The sequence below is a fragment of the uncultured Pseudokineococcus sp. genome, from assembly GCF_947495735.1.
Classification (GTDB): Bacteria; Actinomycetota; Actinomycetes; order Actinomycetales; family Quadrisphaeraceae; genus Pseudokineococcus.
Genome location: NZ_CANMAA010000006.1, coordinates 33,965 through 57,037 on the forward strand (window position 1 = coordinate 33,965; position 23,073 = coordinate 57,037).

Annotated in this window: 24 protein-coding genes and 1 pseudogene; 24 read left to right on the forward strand and 1 reads right to left on the reverse strand. The window is 76.9% G+C overall.

What is annotated here, in order from left to right; all coding sequences use genetic code 11:
• Window position 1 precedes the first annotated feature (1 nt).
• The 15 genes from map (at window position 2) to Q0848_RS10145 (ending at window position 12,642) form a co-directional block, all read left to right on the forward strand.
• The gene (gene map, locus Q0848_RS10075; RefSeq protein WP_299037123.1) at window positions 2-832 is read left to right on the forward strand and encodes a type I methionyl aminopeptidase; all 831 of its coding nucleotides are present in this window, start codon (window positions 2-4) and stop codon (window positions 830-832) included.
• Between the two features lie 255 nt (window positions 833-1,087).
• Complete coding sequence (infA, locus tag Q0848_RS10080; RefSeq protein ID WP_123379890.1) at window positions 1,088-1,309, forward strand: translation initiation factor IF-1; 222 nt, start codon at window positions 1,088-1,090, stop codon at window positions 1,307-1,309.
• 175 nt (window positions 1,310-1,484) lie between these two features.
• The gene (gene rpmJ / locus Q0848_RS10085) at window positions 1,485-1,598 is read left to right on the forward strand and encodes a 50S ribosomal protein L36 (RefSeq protein WP_299037125.1); all 114 of its coding nucleotides are present in this window, start codon (window positions 1,485-1,487) and stop codon (window positions 1,596-1,598) included.
• Window positions 1,599-1,764: 166 nt separating this feature from the next.
• Window positions 1,765-2,145: a 30S ribosomal protein S13 gene (gene rpsM, locus Q0848_RS10090; RefSeq protein ID WP_299037128.1), complete on the forward strand. Its 381-nt coding sequence runs from the start codon at window positions 1,765-1,767 to the stop codon at window positions 2,143-2,145.
• Between the two features lie 163 nt (window positions 2,146-2,308).
• Window positions 2,309-2,716: a 30S ribosomal protein S11 gene (gene rpsK / locus Q0848_RS10095; protein ID WP_123379888.1), complete on the forward strand. Its 408-nt coding sequence runs from the start codon at window positions 2,309-2,311 to the stop codon at window positions 2,714-2,716.
• Between the two features lie 38 nt (window positions 2,717-2,754).
• Window positions 2,755-3,381, forward strand: a complete 627-nt coding sequence (rpsD, locus tag Q0848_RS10100) for a 30S ribosomal protein S4 (protein WP_299037131.1) — start codon at window positions 2,755-2,757, stop codon at window positions 3,379-3,381.
• 175 nt (window positions 3,382-3,556) lie between these two features.
• Complete coding sequence (locus tag Q0848_RS10105; protein ID WP_299037132.1) at window positions 3,557-4,573, forward strand: DNA-directed RNA polymerase subunit alpha; 1,017 nt, start codon at window positions 3,557-3,559, stop codon at window positions 4,571-4,573.
• Window positions 4,574-4,616: 43 nt separating this feature from the next.
• Window positions 4,617-5,336 (forward strand): 50S ribosomal protein L17, encoded by a 720-nt coding sequence (gene rplQ, locus Q0848_RS10110; RefSeq protein WP_299037134.1) that lies wholly within the window; start codon window positions 4,617-4,619, stop codon window positions 5,334-5,336.
• Between the two features lie 92 nt (window positions 5,337-5,428).
• Window positions 5,429-6,313, forward strand: coding sequence for a tRNA pseudouridine synthase A (locus Q0848_RS10115; RefSeq protein WP_366146528.1), 885 nt, complete (start codon window positions 5,429-5,431; stop codon window positions 6,311-6,313).
• Window positions 6,310-6,906, forward strand: a complete 597-nt coding sequence (locus tag Q0848_RS10120) for a DUF5709 domain-containing protein (RefSeq protein WP_299037137.1) — start codon at window positions 6,310-6,312, stop codon at window positions 6,904-6,906. Before Q0848_RS10115 ends, Q0848_RS10120 begins: the two co-directional genes overlap by 4 nt.
• A 113-nt stretch (window positions 6,907-7,019) precedes the next feature.
• Window positions 7,020-8,732: an ATP-binding cassette domain-containing protein gene (locus Q0848_RS10125; RefSeq protein ID WP_299037138.1), complete on the forward strand. Its 1,713-nt coding sequence runs from the start codon at window positions 7,020-7,022 to the stop codon at window positions 8,730-8,732.
• Window positions 8,733-8,969: 237 nt separating this feature from the next.
• On the forward strand, window positions 8,970-9,413 hold the full coding sequence (gene rplM / locus Q0848_RS10130; RefSeq protein WP_299037424.1) for a 50S ribosomal protein L13: 444 nt from the start codon (window positions 8,970-8,972) through the stop codon (window positions 9,411-9,413).
• Window positions 9,414-9,483: 70 nt separating this feature from the next.
• Window positions 9,484-9,969 (forward strand): 30S ribosomal protein S9, encoded by a 486-nt coding sequence (gene rpsI / locus Q0848_RS10135; RefSeq protein ID WP_366146529.1) that lies wholly within the window; start codon window positions 9,484-9,486, stop codon window positions 9,967-9,969.
• Between the two features lie 158 nt (window positions 9,970-10,127).
• Window positions 10,128-11,483, forward strand: coding sequence for a phosphoglucosamine mutase (gene glmM, locus Q0848_RS10140; protein ID WP_299037140.1), 1,356 nt, complete (start codon window positions 10,128-10,130; stop codon window positions 11,481-11,483).
• 79 nt (window positions 11,484-11,562) lie between these two features.
• Complete coding sequence (locus tag Q0848_RS10145) at window positions 11,563-12,642, forward strand: GNAT family N-acetyltransferase (protein ID WP_299037142.1); 1,080 nt, start codon at window positions 11,563-11,565, stop codon at window positions 12,640-12,642.
• A 3-nt stretch (window positions 12,643-12,645) separates the two neighbouring features.
• On the opposite strand, the gene coaA is transcribed toward Q0848_RS10145, so the two are convergent.
• Complete coding sequence (gene coaA, locus Q0848_RS10150) at window positions 12,646-13,587, reverse strand: type I pantothenate kinase (protein WP_299037144.1); 942 nt, start codon at window positions 13,585-13,587, stop codon at window positions 12,646-12,648.
• An 87-nt stretch (window positions 13,588-13,674) separates the two neighbouring features.
• On the opposite strand from coaA, the gene glmS reads away from it, so the two are divergent.
• The 9 genes and pseudogenes from glmS to Q0848_RS10195 all read left to right on the forward strand — a co-directional run bounded on the left by glmS (window position 13,675) and on the right by Q0848_RS10195 (window position 23,072).
• Window positions 13,675-15,561, forward strand: a complete 1,887-nt coding sequence (glmS, locus tag Q0848_RS10155) for a glutamine--fructose-6-phosphate transaminase (isomerizing) (RefSeq protein ID WP_299037146.1) — start codon at window positions 13,675-13,677, stop codon at window positions 15,559-15,561.
• A gap of 7 nt (window positions 15,562-15,568) precedes the next feature.
• Window positions 15,569-15,967, forward strand: a pseudogene (locus tag Q0848_RS10160) (holo-ACP synthase); the annotation flags it as partial.
• 202 nt (window positions 15,968-16,169) lie between these two features.
• Window positions 16,170-17,699, forward strand: coding sequence for a bifunctional ADP-dependent NAD(P)H-hydrate dehydratase/NAD(P)H-hydrate epimerase (locus Q0848_RS10165; RefSeq protein WP_299037150.1), 1,530 nt, complete (start codon window positions 16,170-16,172; stop codon window positions 17,697-17,699).
• Between the two features lie 263 nt (window positions 17,700-17,962).
• Window positions 17,963-19,267, forward strand: a complete 1,305-nt coding sequence (gene alr / locus Q0848_RS10170) for an alanine racemase (RefSeq protein ID WP_299037152.1) — start codon at window positions 17,963-17,965, stop codon at window positions 19,265-19,267.
• A complete protein-coding gene (locus Q0848_RS10175; RefSeq protein ID WP_299037153.1) occupies window positions 19,264-20,412 on the forward strand; it encodes an alpha/beta hydrolase in 1,149 nt (382 codons plus the stop codon). Before alr ends, Q0848_RS10175 begins: the two co-directional genes overlap by 4 nt.
• Complete coding sequence (tsaE, locus tag Q0848_RS10180; protein ID WP_299037155.1) at window positions 20,409-20,942, forward strand: tRNA (adenosine(37)-N6)-threonylcarbamoyltransferase complex ATPase subunit type 1 TsaE; 534 nt, start codon at window positions 20,409-20,411, stop codon at window positions 20,940-20,942. Before Q0848_RS10175 ends, tsaE begins: the two co-directional genes overlap by 4 nt.
• A 104-nt stretch (window positions 20,943-21,046) precedes the next feature.
• On the forward strand, window positions 21,047-21,793 hold the full coding sequence (gene tsaB / locus Q0848_RS10185) for a tRNA (adenosine(37)-N6)-threonylcarbamoyltransferase complex dimerization subunit type 1 TsaB (RefSeq protein WP_299037157.1): 747 nt from the start codon (window positions 21,047-21,049) through the stop codon (window positions 21,791-21,793).
• Window positions 21,790-22,380, forward strand: coding sequence for a ribosomal protein S18-alanine N-acetyltransferase (rimI, locus tag Q0848_RS10190; RefSeq protein WP_299037159.1), 591 nt, complete (start codon window positions 21,790-21,792; stop codon window positions 22,378-22,380). Before tsaB ends, rimI begins: the two co-directional genes overlap by 4 nt.
• A complete protein-coding gene (locus tag Q0848_RS10195; RefSeq protein WP_299037161.1) occupies window positions 22,377-23,072 on the forward strand; it encodes a DedA family protein in 696 nt (231 codons plus the stop codon). Before rimI ends, Q0848_RS10195 begins: the two co-directional genes overlap by 4 nt.
• Window position 23,073 lies beyond the last annotated feature (1 nt).

Genomic DNA, 23,073 nt, shown 5'->3' on the forward strand with positions numbered 1-23,073 from the left:
CGTGGGTCTCCTGCGGCGCGAGCGCATCGAGTGGAAGACCCCCGAGCAGGTGCGGCTGATGCGCCGCGCGGGCCTGGTCGTGGCGGACGCCCTCGAGGCCGTCCGGGACGCGGTGGCACCGGGGGTCACGACGGGGCAGCTGGACGCGGTGGCGGAGCGGGTCATCCGCGGCGCCGGCGCGGAGCCGTCCTTCCTCGGCTACCAGGGCTTCCCGGCCTCGCTCTGCGTCTCGGTCAACGAGGAGGTCGTCCACGGCATCCCGGGGGAGCGGGTGCTGCGCGACGGCGACGTCGTGTCCGTGGACTGCGGAGCCGTGGTGGGCGGCTGGCACGGGGACGCGGCGTTCAGCGCCGTGGTCGACGGCGGTGGTGGCGCGGTCGACCCGGAGGACCTCGCGCTGGTCGAGGCGACCGAGGCCTCGATGTGGGCCGGCCTGGCCGCCCTCGCGACGGCCGAGCGCCTCGGAGAGGTCGGCGCGGCCGTCGAGGACGCCGTGGGGGGGCGCTACGGCATCGTCGAGGGCTACGTCGGCCACGGCATCGGCACGGCGATGCACCAGCCGCCGGAGGTCCTGAACCACCGCTCCCGCGACCGGGGCCCGCGCGTGCGCCCGGGGCTGTGCGTGGCGGTGGAGCCGATGGTCGCCCGCGGCGGCGCGGAGACCGACGTGCTCGAGGACGACTGGACCGTCGTGACCACCGACGGCTCCCGCGCCGCGCACTGGGAGAGCACGGTGGCCGTCCACGAGGGCGGCCTCTGGGTGCTGACCGCGCGTGACGGCGGGGCCGCGGGGCTCGCGCGCCACGGCGTCGTCGCCGCCCCGCTGGACTGACGGGCGCACCGGCCCCGTCGTCCGGGCGATCCGCACCGGACGACGATTTCGCGTCGGCGCCCCCCTCGCGTAGGCTGGCCCGTCGGTGCACGAGCGCGCTCGCACGCCCACGTCCTCGCCCCGCGGCTGGTTCGGCGAGGAGGTCCCCCGGCACGCCGGGGGGTGGGCTCTCTCACGCGCGCGAGGAGCACCGGACACCGGTTAACGACTGCGACGGGTGGCGCCTGCGGGCGCGCCCGCACCGAGCGGAGGGCAATGGCCAAGAAGGACGGGGTCATCGAGATCGAGGGCGCTGTGGTGGAGGCGCTGCCGAACGCCATGTTCCGCGTGGAGCTGTCGAACGGCCACAAGGTCCTCGCGCACATCTCGGGGAAGATGCGCCAGCACTACATCCGGATCCTCCCGGAGGACCGCGTGGTGGTGGAGCTGAGCCCCTACGACCTCACCCGCGGCCGCATCGTCTACCGCTACAAGTGATCCGGCGGCACCACCCGCAGCACCGCACCACCGCCCACCCGCGGAGCCCGTGGCCCGGCGGGGGTGCGCCACGTCCCGCGGGACGGTCCGTCCCAGCGCTCGCGCCGGCGGTCCGGCCCACCGAGCCCCACGAGCACCGGCGGACCCGAGGCGGGTCCGGCGGTGGAGGACAGCGATGAAGGTCAAGCCGAGCGTCAAGAAGGTCTGCGACAAGTGCAAGGTGATCCGCCGCAACGGCCGGGTCATGGTCATCTGCGAGAACCTGCGCCACAAGCAGCGCCAGGGCTGATCGCAGCCGGCGCCCGCGCACCAGCGGGCACCGGCACCGCAGCACCCGACCCCTGCGCCTCCTCTCCAGGAGGCCAGGACGTCACCCCCCGCCCGGAGGCGGGGGACCCGCCTCGCGGCGGGACGGTGCTGCCCCACACCTCCGGCTGAGCACCAGGAGCACCGCGATGGCACGCATCGTCGGCGTCGACCTCCCCCGCGACAAGCGGCTCGAGGTCGCGCTCACGTACATCTTCGGCGTCGGGCGCACCCGCGCCCTCGAGACGCTCGCGGCGACGGGCGTCAGCCCCGACCTGCGCGTCAAGGACATGACCGAGGACGACCAGGTCAAGATCCGCGACCACATCGAGTCGGCCTACCAGGTGGAGGGCGACCTCCGCCGCGAGGTGGCCGCCGACATCCGCCGCAAGGTCGAGATCGGCTGCTACGCGGGTCTGCGGCACCGCCGGGGCCTGCCGGTGCGCGGTCAGCGCACCAAGACGAACGCGCGCACCCGCAAGGGCCCGAAGCGCACGGTCGCCGGCAAGAAGAAGGTCGCCCGCAAGTAGGGCCGACCGGTCGGCCCCGGGCCACGCCCCGGTGGCCGGCCAGCTCCGCCCCGTGCGCCGCAGCGCGCGGGGCGACGGCTCCCAGACCCGCACCGGCAGGTGACCGCGGCAGCAGCCGCGGCACCCCGGCCAGCTCGCCCCACGTCCAGGAGAGAACCAGCCAATGCCCCCCAAGACCCGCTCGGCCGGCGGCGCACGCCGCACGCGCCGCAAGGAGAAGAAGAACGTCTCCTTCGGCCAGGCCCACATCAAGAGCACGTTCAACAACACCATCGTCTCGATCACGGACCCCACGGGTGCGGTGATCTCCTGGGCCTCCGCGGGCCAGGTCGGCTTCAAGGGCTCGCGCAAGTCGACCCCCTTCGCCGCGCAGATGGCCGCCGAGGCCGCCGCCCGCCGCGCGCAGGAGCACGGCATGCGCAAGGTCGACGTCTTCGTCAAGGGCCCGGGCTCGGGCCGCGAGACCGCCATCCGCTCGCTGCAGGCCACCGGCCTCGAGGTGGGCACCATCCAGGACGTGACCCCGCAGGCGCACAACGGCTGCCGTCCGTCCAAGCGCCGGCGCGTCTGACCGCGGCCAGCAGCGAGACGAAGGAGACCTGACACCACATGGCGCGTTACACCGGGCCTGACTGCAAGCGTTGCCGCCGCGAGAAGCAGAAGCTGTACCTGAAGGGCAGCAAGTGCGACTCCGGCAAGTGCCCCATCGAGATCCGTCCGTACCCGCCGGGCGAGCACGGCCGCGGGCGCACCAAGGACAGCGAGTACCTGCTGCAGATGCGTGAGAAGCAGAAGTGCGCGCGCATCTACGGCGTCCTCGAGAAGCAGTTCCGCGGCTACTACGAGGAGGCGCAGGGGCGCGCCGGGCGCACCGGCGAGACCCTGCTCGAGATCCTCGAGCTTCGCCTCGACAACGTCGTGTACCGCGCGGGCTTCGCCAAGTCGCGCGACGCCGCCCGCCAGGCGGTCCGCCACGGGCACATCCGGGTGAACGGCCAGAAGGTCGACATCCCGAGCGCCCGCGTGTCGCCGAACGACATCATCGAGGTGCGCGAGAAGTCGCTCGAGATGACGCCGTTCGTGGTCGCCCGCGCCGAGCTCGAGGGCAAGACCACGCCCGCGTGGCTCGAGGTGCAGGCCGACCGCATGCGCGCCCTGGTGCACGGGGTCCCCGCCCGTGCGGCCATCGACGTGCAGGTGCAGGAGCAGCTCATCGTCGAGTACTACTCGAAGTGATGCTCCACCCGGTCGTCTAGGACTACCGAGGGCCGGTCCTCGCCGCGTGCGAGGGCCGGCCCGCACCCGCGCCGGTCGACCACGACCGCGCGGGGGCCGGCGGGCGCTCGCGCGCCCGGGCCGGTCGCGCCCCACTGGGGTCATATGGCGGACCCCGCGCCCGGAAGGACACCCCGTGCTCATCGCACAGCGCCCCACGCTCACCGAGGACCGCGTCGCCGACCGCCGCTCGCGGTTCACCATCGAGCCGCTCGAGCCCGGCTTCGGCTACACGCTCGGCAACTCCCTGCGCCGCACGCTGCTCTCGTCGATCCCCGGTGCGGCGGTCACGAGCATCCGCATCGACGGCGTGCTGCACGAGTTCTCCACGATCCCCGGGGTCAAGGAGGACGTCACCGAGATCATCCTCAACGTCAAGAGCCTCGTCGTCTCCAGCGAGCACGACGAGCCGGTGACGATGTACCTGCGCAAGCAGGGCCCGGGCGAGGTCACCGCCGCGGACATCGCGCCCCCAGCGGGCGTCGAGGTCGCCGACACCGGTCTGCACATCGCCACGCTGAACGAGAACGGCCGGCTCGAGATGGAGCTGACCGTCGAGCGCGGCCGCGGGTACGTCTCGGCGGCGCAGAACAAGTCCGGCGACGCCGAGATCGGCCGCATCCCGGTCGACTCGATCTACTCGCCGGTGCTCAAGGTCACGTACAAGGTCGAGGCCACCCGCGTCGAGCAGCGCACCGACTTCGACCGGCTCGTGGTCGACGTGGAGACCAAGCCGTCCACCGTGCCGGCGGACGCCATGGCCTCGGCGGGCAAGACGCTCGTCGAGCTCTTCGGCCTGGCCCGCGAGCTCAACGTCGAGGCCGAGGGCATCGACATGGGCCCCTCGCCGACCGACGCCGCGCTGGCCGCCGACCTGGCGCTGCCGATCGAGGACCTGGACCTGACGGTCCGGAGCTACAACTGCCTCAAGCGCGAGGGCATCCACTCGGTCGGCGAGCTCACCGCCCGCAGCGAGGCCGACCTGCTGGACATCCGCAACTTCGGCGCGAAGTCCATCGACGAGGTGAAGGTCAAGCTCGGCACCATGGGCCTGCAGCTCAAGGACAGCCCGCCCGGGTTCGACCCGAGCGCCGCCCTCGAGGCCATGGAGGAGGACGACGACACGTCGTTCGCCGAGGACGAGCAGTACTGACCACCCGCACGAGCTTCCCGTACGGCCCACCTGAGGAGACACCATGCCCACCCCCACCAAGGGCCCGCGGCTCGGCGGCGGTCCGGACCACGAGCGGCTGATCCTGGCCAACCTGGCCACGCAGCTGTTCGAGCACCGCAGCATCACGACCACGCAGGCCAAGGCGAAGCGGCTCCGGCCCTTCGCCGAGCGCCTCATCACGTTCGCCAAGCGCGGTGACCTCGCGTCGCGGCGTCGCGTGATGACGGTCGTGCGCGACAAGACCGTCGTGCACGAGCTCTTCACCGACATCGCCCCGCAGATGGTGCAGCGCGACGGCGGGTACACCCGCACGACGAAGATCGGCCCCCGCAAGGGCGACAACGCCCCCATGGTGGTCATCGAGCTGGTGACCGAGCCCGTCTCGGCGCGCCAGGACGTCGTCCGCGAGGCCAGCGCCGCCACCGGTCGCGCGTCGCGTGACGCCGCCCGCGCCAGCGCCGCCGAGGCGGCCGACGTGCCGGCCGAGCAGCTCGGGGACGACGACGCCGCGGCGGTCTCCGCCGCGAGCGCCGAGGACTCGGCCGCGCAGGCCGAGGACGCGGCGGGCCGCGCCGACACCGAGGGCGCGGGCGACGCGACGGCCGACGCCGAGACGGCTGCCGGCGACGCGGACGCGCTGGCCCCCGGATCCTCCGACGCGCAGGACGCCGACGCGGCGGCCGACGCCGCCGACGAGGTCACCACGGCGTCCGAGGACGCCGAGAAGGACAGCCGCAGCTGACCGAGGACCGCGTGCGAGAGCCCGTCACCCCTGCTGGGGGAGGCGGGCTCTCGCCGTTCCCGGGGCCGCCTCGAGGACCGGGCGAGGGGCTCCTGCGGGTGCGCCTCGACCTGGCCTACGACGGGGCGGGCTTCGCGGGCTGGGCGGCGCAGCCGGGTCTGCGCACGGTCGAGGGGGAGCTGTCCCGGGCGCTGGGGCGGGTCCTGCGCGTCCCGGCCCCGCGCGTGGTGGTGGCGGGCCGGACGGACGCCGGCGTCTCCGCCCGCGGCCAGGTCGTGCACGTGGACGTCCCCGTCGCGGCGTGGGAGGCGCTGCCCGGCCGAGCGGTCGGGCGCGCGGACGCGCCCGCCCCGGCCGCGTCGCTGCTGCGGCGGCTGGCCGGCGCCCTGCCCGAGGACGTCGTCGCCCGGGGCGCGCGCCCGGCCCCGGAGGGCTTCGACGCCCGCTTCGGGGCGCTGCGGCGCCGCTACGCCTACCGGGTGGTCGACGACCCCGCGGCGCGGGACCCCCTGCGGCGGCGCGAGGTGCTCGTCGTGCGGCGGCGCCTCGACGAGGCGGCGATGGCGCGAGCCGTGGCGCCGCTGCTCGGCGAGCACGACTGGCTCCCGTTCTGCCGCCCGCGCGAGGGCGCGAGCACGGTGCGGACGCTGCTGCGCCTGGGCTGGTCGCGGCGGGACGACGGCGTGCTCGTGGCCGACGTCGAGGCGGACGCCTTCTGCCACCACATGGTGCGGTCGCTCGTGGGCGCGAGCCTGGCCGTGGGGGAGGGGCGCCGGGACGAGGGCTGGCCCGCCCGCGTGCTGGCGGCCGGGGTGCGCGACCCGGCCGTGGCCGTCGTCCCCGCGCACGGCCTGGTGCTCGAGGAGGTCGTCTACCCGCCCGACGGGGAGCTGGCCGCCCAGGCGCGCCGTGCGCGGGTGCACCGGGGGACGCCGGGCGCGCGACCGGGCGCGGCGGATGGCAGGGTCGAGCCATGAGCACGACACCTGATGACTCCAGCGCCGTCGGCGACGACGTCTACCAGCCCGACGGCGGCGGGGTGGGCGACGCCGCGGTGGAGCCCGACATCCGCGACTACGACGACGAGAACAGCCTCGGCACCCTGACGCAGGACGAGGCGCTCGACCAGGGGTACTCCCCGCCCGAGCGCCCCCGCGAGATGGGCCGGTTCGGCGAGACGCTCGAGGAGCAGCGCGAGGGCGAGAGCCTCGACCAGCGCCTCGCCGAGGAGGTCCCGGACCCGGCCATGGCGGTCCCGGACCCGCTGGCCGAGGACCCGGGACCCGTGCGCCACGACGCCGAGATGTCGACCGGCATCAGCGAGGACGCGCTCGACGAGCCGCTGCCCGGCACCGAGGCCGACCTGGACACCGACGGCGAGCTCCTCGACGACCAGGTGGGCGACGTGCGCGCGGGCCGGCTCGTGAGCCCGTCCGGCGGCATCGGGCCGGACACCGAGAAGGACGAGGTGGCCCGCGACGCCGGCATCGCCGGCGGGGCGGCCGGGGCCGAGGAGGCCGCCGTGCACGTCGTGGACGCGGACGAGGCGCCCGGGCTCTCCACCCCCTGACGCCCGACGACCACCCCCCGCCACGGGGGCAGCACGACACCGGGCGTCCCCGGGGCTCTCGCCCCGGGGACGCCCGTGCTTCGGGAGACTCGTGCGCTGGGACACTCGCGCGCATGGGCCACGTCGAGCTGAACCGGGTGAGCCTCGCGCTGCCCGACGGGCGGCCGCTCCTGCACGAGGTCTCCTTCCGGGTGGGTGAGGGCTCCACCACCGCGCTCGTGGGCCCGAACGGCGTCGGCAAGACGACGCTGCTGCGGGTCGTGGCCGGTGGCGTGATCCCCGACGCCGGGGCGGTGACGCGCTCCGGCGGCCTCGCGGTCCTGAGCCAGGACGTGGGGCGCGCCGGCCCCGGCCCCGGTGGCGAGCAGCGGGTCGTCCGCGACCTGCTCGTGGAGACCTCGCCGGCGCGGCTGTGCGACGCGCTGCTCGAGCTGGACGCCGCCGAGCTGGCGGTGATGGAGGTCGACGACGAGCCGAGCCAGATGCGGTACGCGCAGGCGCTGGTGGACGCGGGGGAGGCCGGGGCCTACGAGGTGGAGGTCGCCTGGGACGCCCTCACCCGGGCAGCCCTCGGGATCCCCTACGAGCGCTGCCGCTGGCGCTCCCTCGCCGAGCTCTCGGGCGGCCAGGCCAAGCGGCTGGCCGTGGAGGCGCTCCTGCGGGGGCCGGACGAGGTGCTCGTGCTCGACGAGCCGGACAACTCCCTCGACGTCCCCGCCAAGCGCTGGCTCGAGGCGGCGCTGTCGTCCTCGCCGAAGACGGTGCTGTTCGTCAGCCACGACCGCGAGCTGCTCGCCCGGACGGCGTCGTCGGTGGTCGCGCTCGAGCCCGGTCCGCGTGGAGCCGTGGCCTGGGTCCACGGAGCCGGGTTCGGCACCTGGCACGCCGCCCGGGAGGCGCGCACGGCGCGGCTCGAGGAGCTGCGGCGCCGCTGGGACGAGGAGCACGTCCAGCTCCGCGCGCTCGTGGTCTCCCTGAGGCAGCGGGCCACCTTCAACGACGGCATGTCCTCGCGGTACCAGGCGGCCCTCACCCGCCTGGCCCGCTTCGAGGAGGAGGGCCCCCCGCCCGAGCCGCCCCAGCAGCGGGCGCTGCGCCTGCGCCTGCGCGGCGGGCGCACCGGGCGGCGCGCCGTCGTGCTGGACCAGCTGGCCGTCCCGGACCTGCTGCTCCCCGCCGACGCCGAGATCTGGTTCGGCGACCGGGTGGCGCTGCTGGGGCCGAACGGGTCCGGCAAGTCCTCGCTCCTGCGGCTGCTCGCCGCGGGCGGCACCGAACCGGGGCCCGAGCACGCGCCCGCCACCTCCGACGTCCCGGTCGAACCGGTGCCGCACACGGGCACGGCCCGGCTCGGCGCCCGCGTGGTGCCGGGCTGGTTCTCCCAGCGCCACCGCGGCCCGGAGGTCCCCGGACGCGAGGCCGGGGGGAGGGGGCCGACGCTGCTGGAGGTCCTGCACCGCGGGGACGGCGCGCGAGCCGGCCTGGGCCGGGAGGGGGCGAGCCGCGCCCTGGACCGCTACGGCCTCGCCGGGGCCGCGGAGCAGACGGCGGCCGAGCTCTCCGGCGGCCAGCGGGCGCGCTTCCGGGTGCTGCTCCTGGAGCTCTCCGGCGCGACGCTGCTCCTGCTCGACGAGCCCACCGACGACCTGGACCTGGAGTCGGCGGAGGCGCTGGAGTCCGCGCTGGCGGACTTCGAGGGGACCGTCGTCGCGGTCACGCACGACCGCTGGTTCGCCCGCGGGTTCGACCGCTTCCTCGTGCTCGGCGCGGACGGGCGCCTCGTGGAGGTGGCCGAGCCGGTCTGGGAGCCCCTGCCGGCGCGCTGAGCGCCGGGCGGCCGCCGGGCGCGGTGACCCGGGTGGGACGGGAGCCGCTTTGACCGGCGCGGCGCCCTTCCGTACAGTCGACGCGAGTTCCGGGACGTGCCATGCCCTGCGGCAGCCACGTCCGCCTCGTCGGGTGACGACCGCGGTGGAGACACCGCGCGGCGTGCACGACGAGCCCCGGACGAAGCAGCCCGGACCCAGGCCGTGGACGACCCCGACAGGACGAAGGCAACGACCGTGCGCACGTTCTCCCCCAAGCCCGCTGACGTCGAGCGCCGCTGGCTCGTCATCGACGCCAATGACGTCGTGCTCGGCCGGCTCGCCACCCACGCCGCCTCGCTGCTGCGCGGCAAGCACAAGACCGTGTACGCCCCGCACGTCGACACGGGTGACTTCGTGGTCATCATCAACGCCGACAAGGTGGCGCTCACCGGCAGCAAGCGCGAGCAGAAGATCGCCTACCGCCACTCCGGCTACCCGGGCGGCCTCAAGGCGACCTCCTACACCGAGCTCCTCGAGAAGGACCCGGAGAAGGCCGTCGAGAAGGCGGTCCGGGGCATGCTCCCCAAGACGACTCTCGGGCGAGCGATGATCAAGAAGCTCAAGGTCTACTCCGGCCCGTCGCACCCGCACGGCGCCCAGCAGCCGCAGCCCTTCCAGATCACCCAGGTCGCGCAGTAGTCCCCTCGCGCCCGGCCCCCGAACCCGCTCCCGAGGAGAACCCGTGACCGTCCAGACCGACAGCACCGAGATCCAGGACGGCGGCCTCGACACCACCGTCGAGGACGACGCCCCCAGCAGCTACACCAGCGAGTCCGCAGCCACCGTCGGCGGTGGCCAGGGGATCGTGGCCCCGTCCATGGCCACCGGCCGCCGCAAGCAGGCCGTGGCGCGCGTGCGCATCTTCCCCGGCACGGGCCAGTACCTGATCAACGGCCGCGACCTCGCGACCTACTTCCCGAACAAGGTCCACCAGCAGCTCGTCAACGACCCGTTCACGGTCACCGAGCTGCAGGGCCGCTTCGACGTCGTCGCCAACATCGACGGCGGCGGGACCTCCGGCCAGGCCGGAGCGCTGCGGCTCGGCATCGCCCGCTCGCTCAACGCGGTCGACGTCGAGGCCAACCGCGCCGTGCTGAAGAAGGCCGGCTTCCTGACCCGCGACGCGCGGGTCAAGGAGCGCAAGAAGGCCGGGCTCAAGAAGGCCCGCAAGGCGCCCCAGTACTCCAAGCGCTGACCCGGCGCCGGGCCCGCCCGGCACCGCGACGCGTCGCACCGAAGCCCCGGGGCCTGCGCCCCGGGGCTTCGCCGCGTCCGGGAGCTCCTGCTCCCGCCCGCCGCCCGCTCCCGCGCCGCCCACGGCGCGGGCCCACCAGCGACCACACGGAGGACCCAGTGGCCAGGCTCTTCGGCACCGACGGGGTGCGGGGCGTCGCGAACGTCGCCGTCACCGCCGAGCTCGCGCTGGACCTGTCGGTGGCGGCGGCGCACGTGCTCGCGGACATCGGGGCGTTCGCCGGGCACCGGCCGCGCGCTGTCGTCGGGCGCGACCCGCGGGCGTCGGGGGAGTTCCTCGCCGCCGCGGTGACCGCGGGTCTGGCGAGCGCCGGGGTCGACGTCGACGACGTCGGCGTCGTGCCCACGCCCGCCGTCGCGGCGATCGTGGCCGCCACCGGGGCCGACCTGGGCGTGGTGCTGTCCGCCTCGCACAACCCGATGGCCGACAACGGCATCAAGTTCTTCGCCCGCGGCGGGCACAAGCTGCCCGACGACGTCGAGGACGCGATCGAGCGGCGCGTCGGCGAGACGTGGGCCCGCCCCACCGGCCCCGGCGTCGGCCGGGTCCGTCGCGACGACGAGGCGGGGCCCGCCTGGGCGCGCGCCCTCGGCGAGGCGGTGCCCCACCGCCTCGACGGCCTGCGCGTCGTCGTGGACTGCGCCCACGGCGCGGCCAGCGCCCTGGGGCCGCTGGCCCTGGCCTCCGCCGGTGCGGACGTCGTGGTCGTCGGCGCCTCGCCCGACGGGGTGAACATCAACGACGGCGTGGGGTCGACGCACCCCGCGGGCCTGCAGGCGGCGGTCGTCGAGCACGGCGCGGACGTCGGGGTCGCCTACGACGGCGACGCGGACCGGTGCCTCGCGGTGGACGCCACGGGGGCGCTCGTGGACGGCGACCAGATCATGGGCGTGCTGGCGCTCGCGCTGCACGAGCGCGGCGAGCTGCGCGGGGACGTCCTCGTGACCACGGTGATGAGCAACCTCGGCCTCGTCCTCGCGATGGAGGGCGCCGGCATCCGCTGCGAGCGCACCGCCGTGGGCGACCGGTACGTGCTCGAGGCGATGCGCCGCGGCGGCTACGCGCTCGGCGGCGAGCAGTCCGGGCACCTGCTGCTGCTCGACCACGCGACGACGGGCGACGGCGTCCTGACCTCGCTGCACCTGCTCGCCCGCGTCGCCCAGACCGGTCGTCCGCTCGCCGAGCTCGCCGCGGCCATCCCGCGCCTGCCGCAGGTGCTGGTGAACGTGCCCGGGGTCGACCGCTCGGCCGCGGGCACGGACCCGGGCGTGCGCGACGCGGTGGAGGCGGCCGAGGCCGAGCTCGGCGAGACCGGCCGGGTGCTGCTGCGCCCCTCGGGCACCGAGCCGCTGGTGCGCGTGATGGTCGAGGCGCCGAGCGCCGAGACCGCCCAGGCCGTGGCCGACCGCCTGGCCGACGTCGTCCGCCGCCGCCTGGCGCTGCGCGAGGACTGACGGCGCCGACCGCCGCGCGGGGACGGGTGGGCCGAGAACTCGCTGGTCGCAGGGCGGCGTCGGCGCCATCCTGCACCCCGTGCACGTGACGACCTGCTCCGCGGACGACCCCGCCTTCCTCGCCGGCGGCTTCAGCGCCTGGCACGCGGCCCTCGAGGCGGGCCGCCACCACGACCTCCCCTCGGCAGCGCCCTGGCCCGCGGCGCAGGCGCGCGCCGAGCTGGCGCACCCCGTCTCGTGGGAGCACGGGGCCGCCTTGTCGGCGGTGGGGTCCGGCGCCGTCGTCGGCGCCGCCCGCGCGGACCTGCCGCAGCGGGACAACCGCGACGTCGTCTTCGTGGACCTGGCCGTGCCCGGCCCCCACCGCCGCCGCGGCACCGGCACGGCGCTCCTGCGGGCCGTCTGCGACCTGGCCGAGGCCGAGGGGCGCCCGAGGCTGCTGACCGAGGTGGCCGTGCCGCTGGGGGCCGACGTCGCCCGGTGGCCGGGCACCGCGTTCGCCGCCCGGTCCGGGTTCTCGCTCGGCGTCGCCGACGTCCGCCGCGAGCTGCCCCTGCCCCCCGACGCCGGGCTCCTGGCCGGCCTGCGGGCGGGCGCCGCGCCCCTCGCGGCCGGCTACCGCTGGGGGGTGGTCCGCGGCACCCCCAGCCGTCGCGACGCCGCCGCGATGGCGGAGCTCTCCTCGCGGATGCTCTCCGAGGCCCCGCAGGACGACCTCGTCCTTCAGCCCGAGGACGTCGACGCCGGCAGGGTCCTGGAGGAGCACGGGCGCTCGCAGGCCCTGCGGCGCACGACGTGGGTCGCCCTGGCCCGCGCCCTCGACGGGACGACGGCGGGCTACTCCGTCCTCGTGCGCAGCGAGCACGAGCCCGGCGTCCTGCACCAGTGGGACACGCTCGTGCTGCCCGAGCACCGCGGGCACCGCCTCGGCCTGCTGCTCAAGGTCGACTGCCTCGCGCGGGCGCTCGCCGACGGGGAGGCCGAGGGGTGGGCGGGGGACCTGCGGGCGGTGCGGACGTACAACGCCGCCAGCAACGCCCCGATGATCGCCGTCAACGAGGCCATGGGGTTCCGCCCCGTCGAGCTCCTGCACGAGATGCAGGCCGAGGTCGCGGACGTGCGCGCGGCGCTGGCCGGTCGGGCCGCGGCGCGCGGCTGAGCGTCAGACCTTCCGCAGCCGCACGCGGCGGACCGTGTGGTCGGCGTCCTTGGTGAGCACGAGGGACGCGCGCCCGCGGGTGGGCTGGACGTTCTCGACGAGGTTCGGCTCGTTGACCGCGCCCCAGATCTCCAGGGCCAGGGCGGTCGCCTGCTCGTCGGTGAGGTCCGCGAACCGGCGGAAGTAGGACTCCGGGCGGCTGAAGGCGGTCTCCCGCAGCCGCAGGAAGCGCTCGACGTACCAGCTGCGGACGTCGGGGGTCCGCGCGTCGACGTAGATCGTGAAGTCGAAGAAGTCGCCGACGGCGAGCCCCTGGCGCCCGTCGGCGCGGGGGCGGGCGGGCTGCAGGACGTTGAGCCCCTCGACGAGCAGGACGTCGGGCCGCCGGACGACGACCTGGGCCCCCGGGACGATGTCGTACACGAGGTGGCTGTAGAGCGGGGCGCGGACCTCCTCGGCCCCGGACTTGACCGCCTGGACGAAGCGCAGCAGCGCGCGCCGGTCGTAGGACTCGGGGAACCCCTTGCGCTGGAGCAGTCCCCGGCGCTCGAGCTCGGCGTTGGGGTGCAGGAAGCCGTCGGTGGTCACGAGCTCGACGCGGGGCGTGCTGGGCCAGCGCGCGAGCAGCTCGCGCAGCACGCGGGCCGTCGTGGACTTGCCCACGGCCACCGACCCCGCCACGCCGACGACGAAGGGCGTGGGCGCCGTCCGCTCGCCGAGGAAGGCCGCGCGCGCCGCGTGCAGCGCTCGGGCGGCCTCGACGTAGAGCTCGACGAGGCGCGAGAGCGGCAGGTAGACCTCCTGGACCTCGGCGAGGTCGATCGGCTCGCCCAGGCCGGCCAGGCTCTCCAGGTCCTCCTCCGCCAGCTGCAGCGGGGTCGCGGGCGCGAGGGCGCTCCAGGCGTCCCGGTCGAGCTCGACGTACGGGGAGGAGTCGGCGGCCACGGGCGTCGATGGTGCCAGGCGCCCGCGGGTCGCCCGCGGGTGCGTCGCGGAGCGGGGGCCGGACGCGGCGCACCTACGCTGGCGCCCATGTGCGGGATCGTGGGGTACGTCGGGTCAGCGGGCACCGGGAAGGCGCTGGAGGTCGTCGTCGACGGCCTCGCCCGCCTGGAGTACCGGGGCTACGACTCCGCGGGCGTCGCCCTCGTGGGCGCCGACGGGCTGGCGACGCGCAAGAAGGCGGGCAAGCTCGCCAACCTGCGGGCCCTGCTCGACGCGGCTCCGATGCAGGAGGCGTCCACCGGCATCGGGCACACCCGCTGGGCGACCCACGGCGGGCCGACCGACGCCAACGCCCACCCCCACCTCGCGGGCGCCGGCGAGGACGAGGTCGCCGTCATCCACAACGGCATCATCGAGAACTTCGCCGCCCTGCGCGCCGAGCTCGAGGCGGACGGCGTCGAGCTGGCCTCGGAGACCGACACCGAGGCGGCCGCGCACGTCCTCGCCGGCCAGCTCGTCGCCGTGCGCGCCGAGGGGCTGACGGGCGGCGCCGGGCTGACCGAGGCGATGCGCCGCACGTGCCGCCTCCTCGAGGGGGCCTTCACGCTCCTGGCCGTGCGGGCGGGCGACCCGAGCACGGTCGTGGGCGCGCGGCGGAGCTCGCCGCTCGTCGTGGGCCTCGGCGACGGCGAGACCTTCCTCGGCTCGGACGTGGCGGCCTTCATCTCCCGGACCCGCTCGGCCCTGGCCCTCGGCCAGGACGAGGTCGTGACCATCACGGCGGACGGCGCCTCCATCACGACCTTCGACGGCGAGCCCGTCGAGGGCTCGCCCTTCCACGTCGACTGGGACGTCGAGGCCGCGGAGAAGGGCGGCTACCCCTCGTTCATGGCCAAGGAGATCGACGAGCAGCCGCGCGCGGTCGCCGACACCCTCCTGGGTCGCAGCGACGCCGAGGGCCGCCTGGTGCTCGACGAGGTGCGCATCTCCACCGACGAGCTCGCCGCGGTCGACAAGGTCGTCGTGATCTCCTGCGGCACGTCGTCCTACGCCGGCCAGGTGGCCAAGTACGCGATCGAGCACTGGTGCCGGATCCCCGTCGAGGTCGAGTACGCGCACGAGTTCCGCTACCGCGACCCCGTGGTCGACGCCCGCACGCTGGTGGTCTCGATCTCCCAGTCCGGGGAGACGATGGACACGCTGATGGCCGTGCGCCACGCCCGTGAGCTCGGCGCCCGCACGGTCTCCATCTGCAACACCAACGGCGCGACGATCCCCCGCGAGTCCGACGCCGTGCTGTACACCCACGCCGGCCCCGAGGTCGCCGTCGCGTCGACCAAGGCGTTCCTGGCCCAGATCACCGCGTGCTACCTGCTGGGGCTCTACCTCGGGTCGCTCAAGGGGACGGCCTCGGCGGCCCTGGTCAAGGACGTCCTCGACGAGCTGCACGCCATGCCGGAGAAGATCCAGACGGTCCTCGACGGCCTGGAGCGCGTGCGCGAGATCGCCCGCTTCATGGCCGACTCCCGCTCCGTGCTGTTCCTCGGCCGGCACGTGGGCTACCCCGTGGCGCTCGAGGGCGCGCTGAAGCTCAAGGAGCTCGCCTACATCCACGCCGAGGGCTTCGCCGCCGGCGAGCTCAAGCACGGGCCGATCGCGCTCATCGACGCCGGGCAGCCCGTCTTCGTCGTCGTCCCGCCGCCGAGCAGCCCGCACGGCCTGCACGGCAAGGTCGTCTCCAACATCCAGGAGATCCGCGCCCGCGGCGCCCGCACCCTCGTCATCGCCGAGGAGGGCGACGAGGGCGTGGCGCCCTACGCGGAGGAGGTCATCCGGGTGCCGGCGTGCCCGCCGCTGCTGATGCCGCTGCTGACCGTCGTCCCGCTGCAGGTCTTCGCCGCCGAGCTCGCCACGGCCAAGGGGCTCGACGTCGACCAGCCGCGCAACCTCGCCAAGTCCGTCACGGTCGAGTGAGCCGGCCGTGACGCCTCCCGCGCCCGGCGGTGGTCCGGTCGGCCCCGGAGCCGGGGGAGGCGTCGTCGGCGTGGGCGTCGACGTGGTGGGGATCGAGCGGTTCGCCGCGGTGCTGGCGCGCGGGGGCGCCCTGCGCGCGCGGCTCTTCGACCCCGACGAGGCCGACCTGCCGGTGCGCTCGCTGGCGGCGCGCTTCGCCGCCAAGGAGGCCCTCGCCAAGGCGCTCGGTGCCCCGCCGGGGCTGCGCTGGCGCGACGCCCGCGTGCGCCGGGGCGACCACGGCGCCCCCTGGCTGGAGCTGCGGGGAGGCGTGGCGCTGCGCGCCGCCGAGCTGGGCGTCGGGGCGGTGCACCTCTCGCTCAGCCACGACGCCGGCATCGCCACGGCGTTCGTCGTCGCCGAGCGCGCCCCGGCCACCGCTCTCCCGCCGGCCGCCCCCGCCCCCGGACCGCCGTCGCGTCCGGCGCCGCCCGTCCCCGGTGCGCCGCCCGCTGCTCCGGGCCGCCCGCACCCCGACCCGACGCACCCGTCCTGACCGGCTCGGGCTGACCGGCCCGAGCTGACCCGCCCGTCCCGACCCCGCCCGCCCCGAGCCCGAGGAGCCCCGCGTGACCAGCGCCCACGCCGTCGACGCCGTCCGCGCCGCCGAGGAGTCCGCCGCCGCCGACCTGCCCGAGGGGCTGGCGACGCTCGTCGGACGGGCCAGCGCGGCCCTGGCCCGCGTCGTCGGCGGCCAGCTGCGCGACGTCGCGGGCAGCGTCTACGGCGCCCGGCTGGTGCTCCTGGTCGGCTCGGGCACCAACGGGGGCGACGCCCTGCACGCCGGGGCGCTGCTGGCGCGGCGCGGCGCGGCGGTCACCGCCCTGCTGGCCGCGGGCCGGGCGCACGGGCCGGGGCTGGTGGCGCTGCGCGCCGCCGGCGGCCGCGTGCTCGAGGACGGCGCGGGCGCGCGGGGACGGGCCGCCGTCGCCGGGGCGGACGTGGTCGTCGACGGGCTGCTCGGCGTCGGGGGACGTCCCGGGCTGGCCGGGGACGCCGCCGCGCTCGCGGGCGCCGCGGCCAGGGCCCGGGCCCGCGTGGTCGCGGTGGACGTGCCCAGCGGCGTCGACGTCACGACGGGCGCCGTGCCGCCGCCCGCGGAGCCGGGCGGGGCCTCGGCCGTCCGCGCCGACGTGACCGTCACCTTCGGCACCGCCAAGCCCTGCCTGCTGCTGCCGCCGGCGTCGGCGCTCGCGGGTCGCGTCGTGGTCGCCCCGATCGGGCTGGCGGAGGACGACCTCGGCGACCCCGTCGTCGAGCGCCTCGGCGCCGCCGAGCTCGCGGCCCGATGGCCGCGCCCGCACGGCGAGAGCGACAAGTACTCCCGCGGCGTCCTCGGCGTGGTCGCCGGCGGGGCCACGTACACGGGGGCGGCGGTGCTCTCCACCGGCGCCGCCGTGCGCGCCGGGGCGGGGATGGTCCGCTACCTCGGTCCGGTGCCGCCGACCGACCTCGTGCGCGCCCGCTGGCCGGAGGTCGTGCCCGGCCCCGGCCGGGTGCAGGCGTGGCTGCTGGGCCCCGGCGTCGACCCCGACGACGAGGGCCAGGGGGAGCACGTGCGCGAGGCTCTCGCCCAGGACGTGCCGTGCGTCGTGGACGCGGGGGCGCTCCCGGCGCTCGTGACCGCCCTCGACGAGGGGGAGCGGGGCACGGGCAGCACGCTCGTCGTCCCGCACGCCGGGGAGCTGGTCCGCTTCCTCGGCCTGCTGGGGCACGAGTGCGACCGCGAGGACGTGGTCGCCCGCCCGCTCGAGCTAGCCCAGCGCGCCGCCGACCTCTCGGGCGTCGTGGTCCTCCTGAAGGGGTCGACGACGCTCGTCGTCGCCCCGGGGACCGACGGGTCTCGCCTGCCGGTGCGGGCGCAGGCGGACGGGACGCCGTGGCTGGCGACGGCGGGCAGCGGCGACGTCCTCGCGGGGGTCGTCGGCGCGCTGGCCGCCCTCGGCCTCGCCGCGCGGGACGCCGGCTCGCTCGGGGCGGCCGTGCACGGCCTCGCCGCGCACGCCGCCTCCGGAGGCGGCCCGCTGCACGCCGAGGCCGTCCTGCACGCGCTGCCCGAGGTCGTCACGGCGCTGCTCGAGGACGTCCCCCGGGCCTGACGCGCCGGGACCGGCGAAGGGCGCACGGGGCGGCGGCGCACCGCGTCGGGGAGCCGGCGGGACCGGGCCGGCGCCGCGTCGGACAGGGAGGGCGGCCACCGGGGGCGCCGCGGCGGCGGCCCCGGCGACCCCGGGGCCGGGGCGTCCCACGGTGGCGACGTGCGGCCCGTCGGGGGCGCCGCGCCGCAGGAGCCGAGACGACCGAGGTGGCGGAGCAGGGCGTGGTGGCTGCCGCCGGGAGCCCGGTGCGAGACTGGGCGGCGATGAACGAGCCCGCGGTGGAGCCCGCCGGAACGCACGCCGCCCCGGCCGGCGACGTCCTCCCCGGCGACGTCGTGCCCGGCGGCGTCCTCCCCGCCCGGGCGGTGGTGGACCTGGACGCCGTGGCCGCCAACACCGGCGTCCTGCGCGAGCGCGCGGGCGGCGCCGCGGTGATGGCCGTCGTCAAGGCCGACGGCTACGGGCACGGGATGGTCCCCGCGGCGCTCGCCGCGCTCGCCGGCGGCGCCACCTGGCTGGGGGTGGCCCACCTCGCCGAGGCGCTGGAGCTGCGCGCCGCGGGCGTCCACGCCCCGGTGCTCGCCTGGCTCGTGGTGCCCGGGCAGGACCTGGCCCCCGCCGTGGCCGCCGGCGTCGACGTCTCCGCCTCGGCGGTCTGGGCCCTCGAGGCGCTCGCGGACGCCGCGCGCCGCAGCGGGCGCACCGCCCGCGTCCACCTCAAGGTCGACACGGGGCTGTCGCGCGGCGGCGCCACGGCGGACGACTGGCCCGCGCTCGTGCGCGCCGCCGCCGCGGCGCAGGCCGAGGGCGCGGTCGAGGTCGTGGCCGTGTGGTCGCACCTGGCCTCGGCCGACGACGAGGCCTCCGACGACCTGACGCTGCGGCAGGTCGAGCGCCTCTCCGACGCCGTCGAGGTGGCGGCGCGCTGCGGCGTCCGCCCCTCGCTGCGGCACCTCGCGGCGTCCTCGGGGGTGCTGGCCCACCCGGCCGCCCACCTCGACCTCGTGCGCCCCGGCGTGGCCGTCTACGGCGTCTCGCCCGCGCCGCAGCGCTTCTCGGCCGCCGACGTCGGGCTGGTCCCGGCCATGTCGCTGCGGGCTCGCCTGGCGCTGGTCAAGGAGGTCGGCGCCGGGGAGGGCGTCTCCTACGGCCACTCCCACGTCACCGGCGCCCGCACCCGTCTCGCGCTGGTCCCGCTGGGGTACGGCGACGGGCTGCCGCGGCACGCCAGCGGCCGCGGCCCCGTGGCGCTCGCGGGGCGGCGGTACGCCGTCGCCGGGCGGGTGTGCATGGACCAGGTCGTGCTCGACCTCGGCGACGACGAGGCCGCCCGCGCCGCCCGCGCCGGGGACGAGGTCGAGGTCTTCGGGTCGGGCGCGGACGGCGGTCCCACCGCCCAGGACTGGGCGGACGCCGCCGGGACCATCGCCTACGAGGTCGTCACCCGCATCGGGGCGCGGGTGCCCCGCGTCCACGTCGGCGCCGTCGCCGAGCAGCACGGCCTCGCGCCCGCCCGGCGACCGTCCCCCGTCCCCGCCCCCTCCCGCGGAGCCGGAGGCGTGCGGTGACGAGCGGGGACAACCTGCGCCTGCTCCACCTCGGCGCGGGCCTCGCGGCCGCGGGCGCGGGGGCCCTCCTCGGGCTGGGTGCCGAGCGGCTCGCCGTCGGCCGCCCCCTGCTGCCCGGCCGGCGCCCGCCCCGGCGCGAGGTGCCGCTGGGCTCGCTGTCGGGCCGGCGGGTGGTCGTCCGCGCCGGGGACGGCACCGAGCTGCACGTGGAGGTGGACGACCTGCCCGAGGCCGAGCGCGCCGCCGCGGAGGCCGAGCGCCGCCCGACGGTCGTCCTCAGCCACGGCTACGGGCTGAACCTCGACTTCTGGCACGTCCAGCGCCTCGCCCTGCGCGGCCGCTACCGCCTGGTGCTGTGGGACCAGCGGGGCCACGGCCGCTCCGAGCGCGGGCCGAAGGGGTCGGCGACGATCGACCAGGTCGGCGAGGACCTCGAGGACGTCATCGCGGCGACCTGCCCGGAGGGTCCCCTCGTCCTGCTCGGGCACTCGATGGGCGGCATGGCCGTCATGGCGCTGGCGTCGCGGCGCCCCGACCTCGTCGCCGAGCGCGTCGTCGGGACGGCGCTGATCGCCACCAGCGCCGGCGGCATGGACACCAACGACTTCGGCCTCGCGGCCCTGGCGCCGCTCCTGCACCGGTTCGCCCCCACCGCGCTCGGCCTGCTGAGCCGGCAGGCGGCCCTGGTGGAGCGCACCCGCGCGCTCGGCGGCGACCTGGAGTCGGTGCTGGTGCGGCACTGGTCCTACGCCTCCCCGGTGCCCCAGGACCTCGTCGACTTCACCGCGCACATGATCGCCGGCACGAGCGTGGCGGTCATCGACGACTTCTTCCCGGCCTTCGCCCTGCACGACAAGGCCGAGGCGCTCGAGGCCCTGTCCGGCGGGGAGGTGCTCGTGCTCGTCGGCGACGGCGACCTGCTGACGCCGCCCTCCTACAGCGAGGACATCCTGCGGCGGCTGCCGACGGCCGAGTACGTGCTCGTCCGCGACGGCGGGCACCTGGTGCCGCTGGAGCACCCCGAGGTCGTGCAGGACGCCGTCGAGCACCTCCTCGCGCGCGCCGCCCGCGTGGTCGAGCACGACCGTGCGCAGGCGGTCGCCGAGACCGCGCAGGACGCCCTCCCCGAGGGGGGCGCGGGGTGAGCGACCGGGGCGAGCTCGTGCTCGAGATCCCCTCTGCGGCAGCGATGGACGACCTCGGGCGCCGGCTCGGACGCCTGCTGCGCGGCGGCGACCTCCTCGTCCTGTCCGGGGACCTCGGCGCCGGGAAGACCACGCTCGTGAAGGGCCTGGGGGAGGGGATGGGCGTGCGCGGCCCGATCACGTCCCCGACGTTCGTCATCGCGCGCGTGCACCCCTCGCTGGTCGGCGGCCCCGCGCTGGTGCACGCCGACGCCTACCGCCTGCAGGGCGCGCTCGAGCTCGACGACCTCGACCTGGACGCCGACGCCGGCTCCTCCGTCGTGGTCGTCGAGTGGGGCCGCGGGCTCGTCGAGCAGCTCGCCGGCGACCGCCTCGAGGTGGACCTGCACCGCGAGGACGGCGACCCGTCCTCGCTCGCGAGCCCCGCGCCCGCCGACGCCGGTGAGGTCGACGAGCACCGCACCGCCGTCCTGCGCGGCGTGGGGCAGCGGTGGGCCGACGTCGGTGCGCTCTTGGGCGTCGACGGCTGACACCGGCCCCGCGCCCCGGTGGCGCAGGACCTGGCGGTGGTCCTGCCCGACGGCGTCCGTGAGGCGCGGCGAGCCGCGCCCGCCGCCCGACCTACCCTGGGCGCGTGCTGCTGGCCCTCGACACCTCCGCCGTCGCGAGCGCGGCGCTGCTGGACGGCGGCCGCGTCGTCGCCGCGCGCACGTCGACCGACCCGCGCCGGCACGCCGAGCTGCTGCAGCCGATGGTGGCCGCCGTCCTCGCCGAGGCGGGCGCCTCCCGCGGTGACCTGGAGGCCGTGGCCGTCGGCGTCGGCCCGGGGCCCTACACGGGGCTGCGGGTGGGCTTGGCCGCCGCGCAGACGACCGGCCTCGCGCTCGGCCTGCCGGTGCACGGCGTCTGCAGCCTGGACGCGCTCGCCCGCGCGGCCGCCGACGCGCTGGCGGCCGACGGCGTCGGGGTGCCCGGGCGCTTCGGCGTCGCCACCGACGCGCGTCGGCGCGAGGTGTACTGGGGCGCCTACGAGCTCGGCCCGCAGGGGCTGCGGCGCACGGGGGGCCCGGGCGTGGGGGCGGCCTCCGACGTCGCCGGCGAGGCCCCGCTCTGGCTCGGGCGCGGGGTGCGCCTGTACGGGGAGCACCTGCCCGCCGTCCCCGGGACCGCGCGGGAGGCCCTGCTCGACCCCGGTGCCGCCGCGCTCGGCGTCGTGGCCGCCGACGCGCTCGCGGGGCGCGGCGCGACGCCGCTCGTGCCGGTGGAGCCGCTGTACCTGCGCCGGCCCGACGCCGTCGCGACCGCCGACCGCCTGCCGCCGCCGGCGCCGGCGCCCGTGCGCGCCCCGGCCCGCGACTCGGCCGCCGGAGCCCGGCGGTGACGTCGCCCGCGGCCGGCACGAGCGCACCTGCCTGCGGCTGGGAGCTGGCGCCGATGCGCTGGTGGGACGTCGCCGACGTCGCGCGCCTGGAGGCCGACGTCTTCGGCCCCACCGCGTGGAGCGCGGAGCTGTTCTGGTCGGAGCTGGCGGCGGCCGGCCGCGCGTTCTGGACGGCGCGGTCGGCGACCGGGGAGCTGCTGGGCTACGCCGGAGCGGCCTCGGCGGGGGCCGACGCCGACGTGCAGACGATCGCCACGGCGCCCGCCGCGCGGGGGCGGGGGCTCGGCGACGCCCTGCTGCGGGCCTGCGAGGAGCACGCCGAGCGGCTCGGCGCCACGGCCCTGCTCCTGGAGGTCGAGGCCGGCAACGCGCCCGCCGTGCGGCTGTACGAGCGCCACGGCTTCGAGCGGCTGGCCCGGCGACGGGACTACTACGGGCCGGGCGCCGACGCCCTGGTGATGCGCCGCCGCGTCGAGCACGACCCGATCGCCCTCGAGCCGGGCACCGGCGACCCCGGCGCCCCCGCCGCTCTCATCGCCCCCGCCGCCCCCATCGCCCCGAGAGCCCCAGGAGCCCCGACCGCATGAGCCCTCTCGTCCTGCTCCGGGCGGCCGGGGAGGAGGTGGGCGTCGACCAGGCGGTCGGCGGACTCACCGGCCTGTCCGGCGCCCTCGCGCGCTTCATCGCGGCCATCGGCGAGCCCGGCGTCTTCGTCGCCACGGTGCTGGAGACGGTGGTGCCCCCGGTCCCCAGCGAGGTGACGCTGCCGCTGGCGGGCTTCATCGCCGCGCAGGGCGGCATGAGCCTGGTCCTCGCGCTGGTCGCCGCCACGCTGGGCTCGCTCGTCGGCGCCCTCGCGCTGTACTGGCTGGGTCGGGCCTTCGGGGAGGCCCGCGCCGTGGCGTGGATGGCGCGGGTGCCCCTGGTCGACCGCGAGGAGGTCGAGCACGCCGTCGGCTGGTTCCACCGCCACGGCTCGGCGTCGGTCTTCGTCGGGCGGCTCGTGCCCGGCGTGCGCAGCCTCGTGTCGATCCCCGCGGGCGCCACGCGCATGTCCCTGCCGCGCTTCTGCCTGCTCACCGCCGCGGGGTCGCTGCTGTGGAACGCGTTCCTCGTGGGCGGCGGCTACGCGCTCGGGTCGCAGTTCGAGCGGGTGGAGCAGTACGCCCAGTACATCGACTACGCCGTCATCGCGGTGCTCGTCGTCCTGCTCGCCTGGTTCGTGCGCAGCCGGGTGCAGCGGGCCCGCCGGCACCGCGACGTGAGGGAGGCGCTGTGAG